This window comes from Halobacillus sp. A1-3 (assembly GCF_050971765.1).
GTDB classification, from domain to species: Bacteria; Bacillota; Bacilli; order Bacillales; family Halobacillaceae; genus Halobacillus; species Halobacillus mangrovi_B.
This window is the reverse complement of sequence record NZ_JBPCEO010000001.1, coordinates 94,553-108,824: the sequence shown is the minus strand read 5'-3', so window position 1 is coordinate 108,824 and position 14,272 is coordinate 94,553. Positions and strand designations below refer to the sequence as shown.

14 protein-coding genes are annotated in these 14,272 nt (G+C 40.0%); 6 read left to right on the top strand and 8 right to left on the bottom strand.

What is annotated here, in order from left to right:
• Positions 1-32: 32 nt before the first annotated feature.
• The 4 genes from ACRYKC_RS00490 to ACRYKC_RS00475 form a co-directional block, all read right to left on the bottom strand.
• Complete coding sequence (locus tag ACRYKC_RS00490) at positions 33-1,295, bottom strand: helix-turn-helix domain-containing protein (protein ID WP_433804688.1); 1,263 nt, start codon at positions 1,293-1,295, stop codon at positions 33-35.
• Positions 1,296-1,437: 142 nt separating this feature from the next.
• Complete coding sequence (locus ACRYKC_RS00485; protein ID WP_433804687.1) at positions 1,438-2,073, bottom strand: SDR family oxidoreductase; 636 nt, start codon at positions 2,071-2,073, stop codon at positions 1,438-1,440.
• A gap of 78 nt (positions 2,074-2,151) precedes the next feature.
• Positions 2,152-3,099: a PD-(D/E)XK nuclease family protein gene (locus tag ACRYKC_RS00480; RefSeq protein WP_433804686.1), complete on the bottom strand. Its 948-nt coding sequence runs from the start codon at positions 3,097-3,099 to the stop codon at positions 2,152-2,154.
• Positions 3,100-3,158: 59 nt separating this feature from the next.
• The gene (locus ACRYKC_RS00475; protein ID WP_433804685.1) at positions 3,159-3,476 is read right to left on the bottom strand and encodes an MGMT family protein; all 318 of its coding nucleotides are present in this window, start codon (positions 3,474-3,476) and stop codon (positions 3,159-3,161) included.
• Positions 3,477-3,584: 108 nt separating this feature from the next.
• Between ACRYKC_RS00475 and thiD the strand changes: the two genes are divergently transcribed.
• Positions 3,585-4,385: a bifunctional hydroxymethylpyrimidine kinase/phosphomethylpyrimidine kinase gene (thiD, locus tag ACRYKC_RS00470; RefSeq protein ID WP_433804684.1), complete on the top strand. Its 801-nt coding sequence runs from the start codon at positions 3,585-3,587 to the stop codon at positions 4,383-4,385.
• 87 nt (positions 4,386-4,472) lie between these two features.
• Positions 4,473-5,093, top strand: a complete 621-nt coding sequence (locus ACRYKC_RS00465) for a Type 1 glutamine amidotransferase-like domain-containing protein (protein ID WP_433804683.1) — start codon at positions 4,473-4,475, stop codon at positions 5,091-5,093.
• A 66-nt stretch (positions 5,094-5,159) separates the two neighbouring features.
• Here the strand turns inward: ACRYKC_RS00465 and trhO are convergent, their stop codons facing one another.
• From trhO to ACRYKC_RS00445, 4 genes are all read right to left on the bottom strand, one after another.
• Positions 5,160-6,101, bottom strand: a complete 942-nt coding sequence (trhO, locus tag ACRYKC_RS00460) for an oxygen-dependent tRNA uridine(34) hydroxylase TrhO (protein ID WP_433804682.1) — start codon at positions 6,099-6,101, stop codon at positions 5,160-5,162.
• A gap of 128 nt (positions 6,102-6,229) precedes the next feature.
• Entirely contained in the window at positions 6,230-7,555 is a 1,326-nt protein-coding gene (locus tag ACRYKC_RS00455; protein WP_433804681.1) for an MFS transporter, read from the bottom strand.
• A 149-nt stretch (positions 7,556-7,704) separates the two neighbouring features.
• Positions 7,705-8,253, bottom strand: coding sequence for a cysteine hydrolase family protein (locus ACRYKC_RS00450; protein ID WP_433804680.1), 549 nt, complete (start codon positions 8,251-8,253; stop codon positions 7,705-7,707).
• A 46-nt stretch (positions 8,254-8,299) separates the two neighbouring features.
• The gene (locus ACRYKC_RS00445; RefSeq protein ID WP_433804679.1) at positions 8,300-9,499 is read right to left on the bottom strand and encodes an MFS transporter; all 1,200 of its coding nucleotides are present in this window, start codon (positions 9,497-9,499) and stop codon (positions 8,300-8,302) included.
• 296 nt (positions 9,500-9,795) lie between these two features.
• On the opposite strand from ACRYKC_RS00445, the gene ACRYKC_RS00440 reads away from it, so the two are divergent.
• From ACRYKC_RS00440 to treR, 4 genes are read left to right on the top strand one after another with little or no spacing between them, the layout of a single operon-like run.
• Positions 9,796-10,284 carry a PTS sugar transporter subunit IIA gene (locus ACRYKC_RS00440; protein WP_433804678.1) on the top strand — a complete coding sequence of 163 codons (489 nt, stop codon included), beginning with the start codon at positions 9,796-9,798 and terminating at the stop codon, positions 10,282-10,284.
• Positions 10,285-10,306: 22 nt separating this feature from the next.
• Entirely contained in the window at positions 10,307-11,716 is a 1,410-nt protein-coding gene (gene treP, locus ACRYKC_RS00435; RefSeq protein WP_433804677.1) for a PTS system trehalose-specific EIIBC component, read from the top strand.
• 24 nt (positions 11,717-11,740) lie between these two features.
• Positions 11,741-13,426, top strand: coding sequence for an alpha,alpha-phosphotrehalase (treC, locus tag ACRYKC_RS00430; protein WP_433804676.1), 1,686 nt, complete (start codon positions 11,741-11,743; stop codon positions 13,424-13,426).
• 23 nt (positions 13,427-13,449) lie between these two features.
• Positions 13,450-14,169 (top strand): trehalose operon repressor, encoded by a 720-nt coding sequence (treR, locus tag ACRYKC_RS00425; RefSeq protein ID WP_433804675.1) that lies wholly within the window; start codon positions 13,450-13,452, stop codon positions 14,167-14,169.
• The last annotated feature ends 103 nt before the right edge of the window (positions 14,170-14,272 follow it).

Sequence of the window (14,272 nt, the reverse complement as noted above, 5' to 3'; positions counted from 1 at the left end):
CCCCTTGCTTGAGACTAATATCTTTAGCTGTATTAAAGTAAGTCTTTTTTCTGTGTTTCCTTATAATTATTCGCTTCTTTGAAGAGCATGGCTGACTTCTTATACATCCTCTTTTCATAATAGATATTGCCTAGCATCACCAGCAGGTTTCTATATTCTCCGTATTGGTTATTTTCTCTTAGAGTAGGGATGATTTCATGCTCTACCTGGTGAACAAATTGATCTTCATGAGTAGTTTCATTGATTGTATTTTTCAAAATGAAGAACTTGTGTTTGAAAAAGGTGATATTGTGCTCTTCTGATTTCTTCTCACCTTCATCAATGTAGTTCCAACAGTCCTGAATATGGCCGCGGTAGTAACTGGTTGAAGCAAGTAAATAAATGGTGCTGATTTCGAAGAATATTTCATCAGTATGAACGTTGAATGCCTTATCTAACATTTCAAAAGCTTCCTCATATCTCTCTTGATTAGCATAAATGAATCCTAAGTTATGATAGATTCTTCTTTTTTCTAAAGATTTCAAATGATATTTTGATATCTTTAGCAGTTTCAAGTAATACTCTTCAGCTAATGGAAATATATTTAGTGCCCTATAGTTAATCGCTATAATCATATAAGTATCAACGATTCTTTCGTAATCCAGTTCATTTAAATATCCATCTAATGCCTTATGAGCATAATAGTTTGATTCTACAGAGGCATGGGTTTGAGAGTAGGCTAGTGCAAGATGGAAATTGACTTCTGTATCGTTATGAGGGACTTTTCCTAAAAGTACTTCAGCCTTATGGAAATGGTATAAAGCTTCCTTAAGTTCGAGTTTCAAGAGGGAGTGAACACCTAAAACTTTATGGTAAAAAAACTGAAATTCTTTATTAGAGTTCGGATAGATATTTTCTAATTCCTTTAAAGTTTTTTCATCTACCACATCATTCTCCATCTTACAGTTATGTCTTGCAAGTATAACTGTATATAAATTAACTAATTCAACATTACGGTTATTTTCTAAAGCTTTTTTATTTTTCTTATAGTATTCTTTCATAAGTGGGAGGTCTCTAAGTTGAATCGCCTCGTGCCAGTTTAGCAAATCAATATAAATGGTTTCATCGAATTCTTGATTTATATCTGTCAGCGCAATGTTAAGGCGTTCGCCTAATAGACGATATATTTGATCACTCGCGTTAATGGTATTGTGTTCAATTTTACTTAGATAAGAAATTGAACAAATTCCTCTGGCCAGTTCTTCCAAGGTCATATTATTCAATTTTCGGTGTTGTTTGATTAATGATCCTTTCACCACGAGCAACTCCTTTAAATCACCTAAGTACACACATTATATCAAAATGTCAAAGGTTACAATCGTTTTCCACTTAAAATCGTTAAAGGATGGGATCAACCATAAAAAAAGCCACCTTTTAAAGGTGGCCTGTGGTAATCGTTTATAGTGTTTTCAAGGCTTCTTCAATTTGAGTGTCGCCTGAGATCGTTTCAAATATTTTGTGGTAAGCATTTGGCTCTTGAAGAGCGGTAATCATAGTTTTAGCTACATCTGCACGTGGAATCTTTCCTCTTTCCACCGTTTCGCCTACCTGAATTTTGCTTGTGCTTTCTTCATGGGTAAGGCCACCTGGTCGAACAATGGTGTAATCCAGCTCAGTAGATCTTAAATAATCATCTGCTTCGCCTTTCATTTCTAAATAATGTTTAAGCTCTTCTGGGCCGCGATCCGGATCGCCTGCACCCATTCCGCTTAACATGATAAATTTCTTAATTCCTAAATTTTCAGTAGCTTTTATTAAGTTGATGGCACCATCACGATCAACTGCTTCCGTTTGGTCAGCACCAGTGCTTGCCCCTGACCCTGCAGCGAACATGACAGCATCCATTCCTTTGACAGCATAGCCTACATCTTGCTGGGTAACATCGGCTAGAACCGGGGTCCCGCCTAATTCCTCTATCTTAGCTTTCTGTTCTTCTTTTCGAATTAAGCCGTAGGGCTCATGACCATCTTCTTTTAAATATTGAATAAGTAAACGGCCTGTATGTCCGTTAGCTCCTGCTACGAGTACTTTCATGAATCAAAACCCCTTCCATATAGTAACTCTCGATGTAATAAATAGCCTTTTTACAGCTTCGTTAAACATCATACTATGTCATGTAACTTGGGAAGGGAAGCAAAGCTCCTGGTAGTTGCAACGGGCACAAATGCGAGGGTTATCTTGCATTGGGAAATGCTCAACAGGTAAAGGACGGTTCTTATCCGAATCTTCTAAATAGGATTTCATTTGTTCCATGCTTGTTTGAAAAAGGTGCTGGACGTTGATCAAATCCTGCTCTTTTAATTGATGTTCAACATGTGTGCCTTCTAATAAGTATTCGTTCCGGATAACGATATCATTAATGGATGCTATATTGTGCTTCTGTTTTAAATAAAGTGCATATAACGCTAGTTGATTTCGGTCTTCGTCTGAAGACTTCCCGGTTTTCCAATCTACGATGATCCATTTATTTTTGCTCAGATCTTTATAGACGAGGTCCATAACTACAAAGATTTTCACACCATCTGCTTTCATGTATCTGAAGCTTTCAGAGTCAATAAATTTCATTTGTTCTTTTTTTAATACATCTGCAAAAGACTGGCTGGCATAGAAGTTTTTTACGGTGGCCGATAACCGATCCGTAATCTTTTTAATCTTAGTATCTGGCAGCGTATTTGTCTGGCTGTAATAGATTTCATGCAGCATTGTGTAATGCTTAGGCCTATGATGCCATAGGTGCTCTTTTCGTGTTGATTCAATAAACCCACGATTGAGATGGTGTCTGATTTCATCAATGACAGCTTCCTCAGAAGGGAGCTGCTTATCAAAGCGGACGTCTTGGATGATTTGATAGATGAGATCATGAACGACACTCCCGAAATGCATTTCTAGATTTGTAATTTTCTTCAGCCGATAGGTTTGCTTCGCCAGAGTGTCTGCGTGACTGAGCCAGCCGTTATGGGAGAGGTAGTAATCATAAGCGTACTTCCTTAAGCAGCTTAACATGGTCTTATGCCTTGATAGAGACCATGAAAAATCAGGATAGGGTTTTATCTCGAACATATAAGAATCCTCCGAATATCACAGCATTTAGTTCATCGTAATTCAATAAATCAAAATCTTCATGTATTTTGTTCAATAGAACGAGCACCATAATCTTTCAAGCTGACTTTTCCGTTAATCACAGCTACACCTTCACTTTCAAGATTCATTCGCTGAATCTCTGCGGATGCTTCATCTTTGATAACAATATTTCCTTGAGCGTTAACCACTCTATGCCAAGGAAGGTTGTATTTTTGGCTCATAGAGTGAAGGATTCTTACTACTTGTCTTGCTGCACGCGGACTGCCTGCAAGACGTGCAACCTGTCCGTAGGTCATGACTTTACCTTCAGGAATATTCATGATAATGTTTATTGTTTTTTCTGTAAAAGGCTTCAAACTAGGTCCCCCTTGTTGTTATCTTATCGTAAAGAAAGAGGGAATGAATAGCGTATCCAAAAGGAAATTTGATACAATCCTTATAAGAAAGGGAGGAGTTTTGATCGAATGAGTATACCAAGAGTGTTGTCTATCGCAGGCTCTGCCTCGCAGGGAAGTGCAGGAATCCAGGCTGATTTAAAGACGTTTCAAGAATTTGATGTATATGGAATGAGTGCTATTACCGCAATCGTCGCCAATAATTCAACCACTGAACAGGGGATTTTTACTCAGCCTATAGAGGCTATCGAAGCACAGATTCATGCTTCCTTAGAACATGTAGGAGCAGATGCGTTGAAGACAGGAATGTTGTTCACTAAGGAGATTATTAAACGGGCTGCTGAGTTGATCCAGGAATCTAAAGTGGAGCATGTAGTGGTTGACCCTGTAATGATTGGGAAAATGGGTTCGCAGCTGCTTGAAGATGAAGCGATTAAGACGCTGATTAACGAATTGGTTCCGAAGGCGACTATCATAACCCCAAACCTGCATGAAGCTGCTAAAATGCTAGAGTGCTCACTTCCTAAGACCCCGGAGGATATGAAAATCATAGCTCGAGATTTATACAGTCTCGGTTCTAAATATGTATTATTAAAAGGAGGAGCTCTTGAAAACTATCCGGCAGTGGATATGCTTTATGATGGTAAAAGCATTGTCGAGTTGGAATCTGAGCGTATTCCTACTGTCCATACAAGTGGAGCAGGTTGTACCTATTCAGCAGCCATCGCCTCAGAGCTTGCAAGAGGGCGTGAGGTAGAAGATGCTGTACGGAGAGCAAAATCATTTGTTACAAGTGCGATTCTTTATTCCTTGTCATTTGATCGTGGGATAGGTTCTACTTATCACGCTGCTCACAGGACTAGGCGTTAATTTATATGAGATGGTTCAAATAACAAAAATTTTCTGAGAATAGAACTGAAGGAAGGTAGAGGATATATGGTTGCTACACATTTATTCATGTTTGGGTCCTCACCCCCTTTTAATGAGCAGCTTGCTTTGAAATTCTCCCAGTGCATAAACGGCGGGAAAATTGGTGTTTTATATTTAGAAAGGGAAGGAGCAGAAGCCTATTTACCAAATTATTGGAAAGGAATCAACTTCTCAAGTATTTACTGTATGACTTTGAAAGAAAAGTATAAGCTTGATGAATTAAATTCTTTAAAGTCATGTCAAGGAGTCATTATAGGCGGTGGTCATACGGAAGCCTATAGAAGCTTCATTGTAGATACAGAGCTGGGTTCCCTTCTGAAGGAGTTATATCGTGAGGGAATCCCGATTGCAGGTTTTTCTGCAGGGGCGTTAATTTGTCCGGAGATCTGTGTGATATCTCCAAATGATAATGAGGAGGGAAGCCAACTTTTAGAAAGAGGGCTGGGGTTGGTAGATGAGTTGATCATTTCCGCTCATTATTTAGAATGGAATGAAGAAGCCAACCTTGAGAAAGCAATCGAACGCACAGAGGCCTCTCTCGGAATCGGAATAGCTGAATATGCTGGAGTTTATTTGCTAAACAATAAGCTGTCAGCTACTGAAGGCTACATACACATTCAATATAATGATTTTAAGCAAACTTTTTAAAGGGAAAAGCTCGTTAGTTAAGAAAAAAGCGCCTGATCAGTTGATCAGACGCCTTTTTTACATAAATTATCCAGAAATGCGGTCGTATTTATCAATTTGTTTCTTACGCTCTACGTCCCAGCGGTTCTCCGGATGTTCTTTACATTCTGTTGTACAAGCAGCATGCTGCTTTTCTTCACATTCTTTACAGCAAACGTACTGACGGTTGCACACCGGGTTACTGCAGTTAATCATACGATCTTCAGCTTTACCACAGTGCTCACACTCAGCAACCACTTTTTCTTCAACCTGGTTGACAGGAACAGAAATACGCTCATCGAAGACGTACATTTTTCCATCAAATAGCTCACCTTTTACTTCAGGGTCTTTGCCGTATGTGGTAATTCCACCCTCAAGCTGGTACACATCTTCAATGCCGTTTTTCTTAAGAATACCTGTCAGCTTCTCGCAACGAATACCTCCTGTGCAGTAGGTCAGAACTTTCTTGTCCTTCCATTGATCTGCATTTTCAGCAATCCATTCTGGGAATTCACGAGAATGGTTAACTTCAGGTCGAATCGCATTGCGGAAGTGACCAATACGGTATTCATATTCGTTACGACCATCGATGACGATCGTGTCGTCACTCTTTAGCATCTCGTTGAATTCTTTAGGCTTTAAGTGTTTTCCGCCGAATGTTTTCGGATCAATATCATCATCTTCGATGCTCCAGTTAACAAGCTCAGGCTTCACGCGGCAATGCATTTTCTTGAAAGCATGGCCCTCATGCTCGTCAATTTTGAAGTGAATGTCAGCGAAACGCTCGTCAGAACGCACATAATCCATATATTCTTCCACTTGTTCAACGGTCCCAGAGACGGTTCCGTTGATTCCTTCGGGGGAGACGATAATACGTCCTTTCAATCCGAGGTCTTTACAAAATTTCAAGTGGTTTTGGCAGTATTCTTCATATTCAGGAAGATCAGCGTACTTGTAATACAACAGAACTCGGTAATCTTTTGAGCTCATTGGTAATTCCTCCTATATTGATATCTATATCGGTTTATATTAATGGAAAACAGTAATGTCCACACTTCATCATATTCGATTTCAAATTAGATTTCAAATGTAAAATTATTGAACATTTGCTATCTCTTTCACTTTTTTGAATACAGAAAGAGAATAGAAGAGGAAGCTGCCATAAGAACAATCAACAAGCCAAACGGGATCCGGAAGTCAGCAGCTGTATACGGCTGTTTATTTAGTTCTAATAGGATTCCAGCGACCACAGAACCAGTCGCGCTTCCAATAAAATGGATTTGTTGTTTTAAGCCAATTCCAGTTCCAATTTGAGCACTGGGTAAGATTCGAGAGATTTCATTGGTTGAACTGGAGGACAGACTTGAAAACCCAAAACTTGTGAACATGTAAGCAATCATTATCATGTAAGGGGATACCCCGGCAAAAAAGAAAAAGATAAGAGCAGAAATCATTAAAAGTCCATGTGCTAAAAAGAGCACTTTTAAGTTTCCATAAGCATCAATCAATCGCCCTACATAAATAGCAGCTATAGCCGACAAAATAGCACCAGGAAAAATGATAAACCCTATTGCTGCTGCCCCTCTGTCATAAACCTGTTCAAGCATAATAGGCATTAGAAACAAAACAGCGAAATGTAAAGTAAAGCCGATATAGCTCATGAAAACGATTCGACGATAAGGTCTGTTCAAAACTAGTTCCGGCTGTATGAAAGGAGTCTCTATACGGTTCAGACGCCACCATAGTAGAGCTGCGGAAATGAGCCCTACTAATAAATATAGGCTGTTAAAGGTAGAGATATACAGTAAAAACATCGTAGCACTCGCACCAGACAATAGAGCTCCTGCCAGATCGAATTGCCCTTTTTCTGACGACTCTTTCGGCATAAAACGAAACAAAACAGGAATGACCAAAAAGACCATGACGGTAACAATGAATAGGTAATTCCAATCTAGATAATCAGTGATTACTCCTCCTGCAACAGGCCCTAATCCAAAACCGAGAGAAGTTGCAGAGGCAATTAAAGCAAATGCGCTCCCCCGGCGTGTCATCGGGATATATCTTCCGGCAAAAACCATTGATAAACCAGGAATAGCCGCTGCTCCAGAAGCCTGGCATAAACGTGCAGCCAGCAGCCACAAATAAGAATCCGCAAAAAAGCCAAGAACAGATGAGAGACTGAATATTAATATACCAATGGTTAATAAGGTTCGAATCGGATAATAATCAGAAAGTCTTGTGTAGGTAATTGTACAAATCGCAAGAACGATCGAATATCCGGAGACGATCCAAGCCCCCTCTGAAGGTAGGAGGGAAAAGTCTTTTAAGATATTTGGTAAAGCTATATTAAACATCGTCGTATTCATCACTACGACGAGTATGGATGCACTCAAAATAAACACCGTACGAAAGTGTTCATTTGAAGGAGTCGGTGCATGTTGCATCTCTTGTCCTCCTTTTACGGCTATTTAGACACTCGAAATACTATACCACAACATTTCCAATTAGAAAATTATAGAATGTTTATCTAAACATAAACCACCTCAGGTCATCCAAATACTGGATGACCTGAGGTGGTGAGATGCCTTATCGATTATTTTAGTTCTGCACCTAGAACGGATTGGAAATGATCAAGGGCCCATTCATGCCCTGGCTGGTTAAAGCTGGCTACAGCGTCTTTATAAATCACGATTTTGTAGCCGAGATTATAGGCGTCCATCGCCGTATGAAGGACGCAAATATCTGTACAAACCCCTACTAAATGAACTTCTTTAATATTTCTTTCTCTTAACTTCACATCCAAATCTGTTCCTGCAAAAGCACTATAACGTGTTTTGTCCATGGAATAAACATGAGGTTTCTCCTCATGTTGTTTGTGGATCTCTTCTATATGCCCAAAGAGATCCCTTCCAGTGGTGCCACGAAGGTTATGAGGAGGGAAGAGCTTAGTTTCAGGATGATACGGATCTCCTTCTTCATGAACGTCAATCGCGAACACGACATACTCTTCATTTTCTATGAATCTCTCTGTTAGTTCCCCGATCCTCTTCTCTATAAGTTGACCCGGTTCCCCGCAAGTCAAAGCGCCACCGTCAGCAACAAAATCATTTGTATAGTCAATGTTAATTAAAGCTCGCTTCATCCTTTACCCTCCTAGTGTCTTTACATCTATCTTAACAGATTTGGAATCACTTGGAATAGCTAGCATTACGATGATAACTCACAGCGGCGGAACTCTTATGATGAGTAACTAGCATGAAGCCCCCGCAAGCTAGTAAAAGAGAGCTTGTAACGAAGAACACTGCGGAAAATCCAAATGCCCCAGAGAGCATGCCGCCCATGGCTGGACCGATAATATTACCAAGGAAACGAATGCTCGTATTATATCCTAATACTTCTCCCTGCATAGCTACAGGAGCTTCCTGACGAATATATGCGGTTCTGACTGGAATGATTCCGCCAATGGATACGCCAAGCAAGAAACGTAAGAGAACCAGCTGCCAAATATTCGTTACAAAGGCGGCTGGAATATAAACAAGTCCTGCCATGAACAACAGGAATATGAGGATTTTTACGTACCCTTTTTGATCAGCAATACGCCCCCAGCGTCTCGCCATCAATAAATTGCCAAGGCCAGCTGCAGAAAAAGCGATCCCGGAAAATAAGGCAAGGTTTTCTGGCCCATGTAATTCTCCGACAAATAACGAAAGAATGGGCTGAATGCTGAAGTGAGCGATTTGTACAAACAGGGAAATAACCATGACCATAATTAATACAGGTTTTTTTATAATGTGAACCAATACCTCTTTTGAACTATAGGAGGTCTGTTCTTTTTCATCTTCCTTTTCTATTCTTTGTTCATGAATGCCTAAAAAGACGATCACTGCAGAAATTCCTACGGTAATGGATACAAACTGAAAGGTTATGGAATATCCGATGAGATCCGCAATCCAACCTCCCAGCATGGGTCCGAGGAGACTTCCGGTAATACTTCCGGTTTGTAAAGTTCCTAAAACCTGTCCTGCCATATTCTTAGGTGTCTGCGTTGAAATTAAGGCCTGGGACATGGGAATAAATCCAGTAAAAACCCCCATGAACAGCCTTAGAAAAAATAATTCCCATACCGAATTTGCAAATCCCATTAAAAAAACTGATAAGGCAAGGCCTGAGGCAGACAAGATTAAAATGTTCTTACGTCCATAACGATCCCCAATCCTTCCCCAGATCGGTGAAAAAATGAAAGCTGTCACAAAGGTAATTCCGAACACCCAGCCTGACCATGTCTGTACATAGGAAGCAGAGTAATCACCAAATTCCTCTATATATAACGATAAAAACGGCAAGACCATTGTGATACTGCCAGCAATGAAAAAATTGGCAAACCACATGATCAATAAATTTCTTCGAGCACGTTGTTCTTGAGTAAGGATAATCATTCACTTCTTCCAATTATTTATTTCGCAACCCTAAATACATGTACCACAACTAAATAGAAGTTAAAAGAAATAAGCTTAAAAAATTTGGCGTATTTTGTCACATTAGTTTCACTGGGTCAATCGAGGGATATGGGGTAATAAATAAATAGCTTGCGAAACTTGTATATACAAATTATAATAAAGTTGTTTGATGTATATACAAGTATGCGTGTACACTATTAATGTAAGCGTTTAAGGGGGAACATACGATGTTTAAGAAATTGTTTGGAAATAAAGAGAAGTCAGTAAGTCTTTCAGCACCAGTTACAGGGGAGGTTGTAGTATTAGAAGAAGTGCCGGATCCAGTATTTTCACAGAAAATGATGGGGGAGGGAGTCGCTGTCGATCCTTCTAAAGGTGAAGTTCTAAGTCCGGTTGATGGAGAAATCGTTCAACTTTTTCCTACAAAACACGCTGTAGGAATAAAAACCAAGAGTGGAGTGGAAATTCTTATCCATATCGGCTTAGAAACCGTAGCAATGGAAGGGGAAGGCTTTGAAGCTTATGTATCACAAGGAGATAAAGTAAAAGCAGGAGACAAACTTATTACTTTTGATATGGGCCTTGTAAAAGAAAAAGCAAAAAGTACGGTCACACCAATCATTATTACGAATAGTGACGATTTTAACGTCGAGCTTAACGCTGAAAAGCAAGTGACAGCAGGCACCACGAACTTGATGACAGTTGATAATAAGTAAGATACATCAGGGAGGGTAATGAATGGACTTAAAAAAACAAGCTGAACAAATTTTAGAAGCCATTGGTGGAAAAGAGAATATTTCGGCAGCAACTCACTGTGTCACCCGTCTTCGCCTTGCTCTAGTGGATGAAGGAATCGTTGATCAAGAGAAACTCAATAACATTGACGCTGTCAAAGGTTCTTTTTCTACGAATGGTCAGTTTCAAATTGTTATTGGTCAAGGTACAGTAGATAAAGTTTATAAAGAGTTTATTGCACTTGCTGGTATTGGAGAGCAATCTAAAGAGGAAGTTAAGCAAGCCACTGCCCAAAAAATGAATCCGCTTCAAAGAGCGATTAAGACGTTAGCGGATATCTTTATTCCTATCTTGCCAGCAATCGTTACTGCCGGTTTGTTACTCGGGATAAACAACATTCTAACTTCTCCGGGAATTTTCTTTGATGAACAATCCGTAATTGATGTCTATCCACAATGGTCAGACATAGCTAATATGATCATCATTATAGCCAATACGGCATTCGTATTCTTACCTGGGCTCATTGGTTGGTCTGCGGTTAAGAAATTCGGAGGAAGTCCAATACTTGGTATTGTCATTGGTTTGATTCTTGTTCACCCGGACTTATTGAACGCATGGTCTTATGGGGAAGCAGTGAAAGAAGGTAACGTACCTGTATGGAACTTGTTCGGTATGGAAGTCGAGAAAATTGGTTATCAGGGACAAGTGTTACCTGTACTAGTAGCTTCATACTTATTAACGCAGATTGAACTGTTTTTACGTAAAAGGATTCCAGATAGTGTGCAATTGTTATTCGTCGGTCCTATTGCTTTGCTTGTAACTGGCTTCCTAACATTTATCATCATCGGTCCAATTACATTTGCTATCGGTAACTGGATCACTGACGGACTTGTAGCTACATTTGATACATTCGCGTGGTTAGGTGGGTTAATCTACGGTGGACTCTATGGAGTGCTTGTTATTACAGGAATGCACCACACATTCTTGGCGGTAGATATTCAGCTGGTCGGTAGTACCGGCACCACTTTCTTATGGCCGATGCTTGCCTTATCCAACATTGCCCAAGGTTCAGCTGCATTTGCCATTATGGCTGCGTCGAAGGACGAAAAGCTGAGAGGGCTTGGATTTTCAACAGGAGTTTCAGCCTGGTTAGGAATTACAGAACCTGCATTGTTCGGTGTTAACTTACGTTTCAAATATCCGTTCATATTCGCAATTGCATCTTCAGCAATCGCTGGGCTTTATATTTCTTCTCAAGGTGTTGTAGCAAGCTCCATCGGTGTCGGAGGAGTACCTGGAATTTTCTCTATTGTAGCTGAGTATTGGCTTGATTTTGCGATTGGTATGGTCATCGTAATTGTGTTGCCTCTTGTAGGAACATTCCTTTACGCGAAACGCAAAAAAGACGTATAAAATGAAGAACGGTGGTGTGTATAAATGATTGAACAACCTTGGTGGAAAAAAGCTGTTGTCTATCAAATCTACCCGAAGAGTTTTAATGACACGACAGGCAATGGGGTAGGTGACATTCAAGGGATTATTGAAAAATTGGATTACTTGAATGAACTTGGGGTCGATGTATTATGGTTGACCCCAATGTACAAATCTCCACAAAACGATAATGGTTATGATATCAGTGATTATTATGATATTCATGATGAGTATGGCACAATGGAAGATTTTGAGGAGCTGCTTGAAGAGACTCATAGCAGAGGTATGAAGCTGATCATGGATATCGTTATTAACCATACATCAACGGAACATGAGTGGTTTCAGGAAGCCCAAAAGTCTAAAGACAACCCTTACAGGGATTATTACATCTGGAAAGATCCTGTGGAGGGGGAAGAACCCACGAACTGGAAATCGAAGTTCGGGGGAAGCGCCTGGCAATTTGATGAAAAGACTGGACAATATTACCTGCATTTATTCGATGTCACCCAAGCTGATTTGAACTGGGAAAATGAGCAAGTAAGAAGTGAACTTTATGAAATGATGAGATTTTGGGGAGAAAAAGGAGTGGATGGCTTTCGTTTAGATGTCATTAACCTTATCTCCAAAAACCAGGACTTTCCGAATGATGATGGAAGTGCGGCTCCAGGCGACGGGCGTAAATTCTACACCGACGGTCCACGTGTGCACGAATACATGCAGGAGATGAACCGTGAAGTGTTCAAACCATATGATCTGATGACTGTTGGTGAAATGTCCTCGACTACAATCGAGCATTGTATTAAATACACCGCACCTGAGCGCAATGAACTTAGTATGACATTCAACTTCCATCATCTGAAAGTGGATTATCCAAATGGAGAGAAGTGGACAGTTGCTGATTTCGACTTCCATGAACTGAAGCAAATCCTGTCCAAATGGCAGGAGGAAATGAACAAAGGCAACGGCTGGAATGCCTTGTTCTGGTGCAATCACGATCAGCCGAGAGTCTTATCACGATTCGGTGATGATAAGAATTATCCTGATAAATCAGCTAAAATGCTTGCGACAACGATTCATATGATGCAAGGAACACCATATATTTACCAGGGTGAAGAAATTGGAATGACTAACCCTGGATTCGAATCTATTGAAAAATATAAGGATGTTGAATCTTTAAATATGTACAAAGAGTTTAAAGAAAAAGGCGTCAATGAGGATCAGATCTTGGAAATTCTGAAGCAGAAATCCCGTGACAACTCTCGTACACCAGTGCAATGGGATGCAAGTGAAAACGCAGGATTTACAGACGGAACTCCATGGATTGATGTCGCTGATAATTATAAAGAGATTAACGCGGAGAAAGTAAAAAATACGGATCACTCTATTTTCCATTATTACCAGAACCTCATTCAGCTTAGAAAAAATTACGATATTATCACTCATGGGGACTATAAACTTCTAATCCCCGAAGATGACGAGTTGTTCGCTTACCTTCGAGAATGGAATGGGGAGCGTTTGCTTGTAGTGAACAATTTCTATGGAAAAGAAACGACGTTTAACCTCCCGGAAGATGTGGATGTTAAGGGCCAAGCTGAAATTCTAATCAGTAACTATGCAGATTCATCTGAAGATTACGCAAAGGTCCATCTACGTCCTTATGAGTCCATTGTTTATCATATAACAAGTCACTGATATACTATGATTGGTGATCAATCATGAAAAATAAATATTTAGTGATTTACAATGAACTAGTCAGGATGATTCAACGAGGTAAGTTTCAACCCGGCAAAACACTTCCGTCTGAGCATGAATTGACCAGCTCTTTCACTACTTCCCGTGAAACCATTAGAAAAGCCTTAAGTTTACTGGCCCAAAATGGGTATATTCAGAAAGTGCGAGGCAAAGGTTCCGTTGTTCTTGATCAAAGTAAGTTTGAATTTCCTGTATCTGGCCTCACCAGTTTTAAAGAACTTTCAGATCAGCTTGGACAAGATTTTCGAACGTATGTCCATGAACTTACTCTGGGACCAGTTAGCGAACCGATGGCGGAGCGGTTGAATTGTGAAGGCGACAGAAAACTTTGGAAAATTGTAAGGTCAAGGGAAATTGCAGGAGAAAGAATCATCCTGGACAAGGATTATATTAGAGAAGATTTGGTTCCTGGCCTGGATAAATCGATAGCTGAAAAATCCATCTACGAATATATTGAAAATCAGCTAGGACTTGAGATCAGTTTTGCTAAAAAGGAAATCGTCGTAGAACCTGTAACCGAGGAAGATGAAATGTGGTTAGACTTAAACGATCACCGGCAAGTGGTGGTGATTCGAAGCTACGTCTACTTAGCCGATGCTACCCTTTTTCAATTTACAGAATCACGACACAGACCTGATAAATTCCAGTTCGTAGACTTTGCCAGAAGAACGAAAAATAGGTAAGACTAGAAGAGTCCCGTTGTTGGACTCTTCTTTTATACCGTCCAGTTTGGCCATTCCAAGATTATTGATGATCGATAAGGCCGTCAAACTGGAGATGAATTTT

What these genes read in the sequence shown, in the direction of transcription:
- ACRYKC_RS00485 (WP_433804687.1), bottom strand. Translation starts at nt 2,073, where the DNA reads ATGAAAGTACTCGTAGCAGGAGCTAACGGACATACAGGCCGTTTACTT.
- ACRYKC_RS00480 (WP_433804686.1), bottom strand. Translation starts at nt 3,099, where the DNA reads ATGTTCGAGATAAAACCCTATCCTGATTTTTCATGGTCTCTATCAAGG.
- thiD (WP_433804684.1), top strand. Translation starts at nt 3,585, where the DNA reads ATGAGTATACCAAGAGTGTTGTCTATCGCAGGCTCTGCCTCGCAGGGA.
- ACRYKC_RS00465 (WP_433804683.1), top strand. Translation starts at nt 4,473, where the DNA reads ATGTTTGGGTCCTCACCCCCTTTTAATGAGCAGCTTGCTTTGAAATTC.
- trhO (WP_433804682.1), bottom strand. Translation starts at nt 6,101, where the DNA reads ATGAGCTCAAAAGATTACCGAGTTCTGTTGTATTACAAGTACGCTGAT.
- ACRYKC_RS00455 (WP_433804681.1), bottom strand. Translation starts at nt 7,555, where the DNA reads ATGCAACATGCACCGACTCCTTCAAATGAACACTTTCGTACGGTGTTT.
- ACRYKC_RS00450 (WP_433804680.1), bottom strand. Translation starts at nt 8,253, where the DNA reads ATGAAGCGAGCTTTAATTAACATTGACTATACAAATGATTTTGTTGCT.
- ACRYKC_RS00445 (WP_433804679.1), bottom strand. Translation starts at nt 9,499, where the DNA reads ATGTGGTTTGCCAATTTTTTCATTGCTGGCAGTATCACAATGGTCTTG.
- ACRYKC_RS00440 (WP_433804678.1), top strand. Translation starts at nt 9,796, where the DNA reads ATGTTTAAGAAATTGTTTGGAAATAAAGAGAAGTCAGTAAGTCTTTCA.
- treP (WP_433804677.1), top strand. Translation starts at nt 10,307, where the DNA reads ATGGACTTAAAAAAACAAGCTGAACAAATTTTAGAAGCCATTGGTGGA.
- treC (WP_433804676.1), top strand. Translation starts at nt 11,741, where the DNA reads ATGATTGAACAACCTTGGTGGAAAAAAGCTGTTGTCTATCAAATCTAC.
- treR (WP_433804675.1), top strand. Translation starts at nt 13,450, where the DNA reads ATGAAAAATAAATATTTAGTGATTTACAATGAACTAGTCAGGATGATT.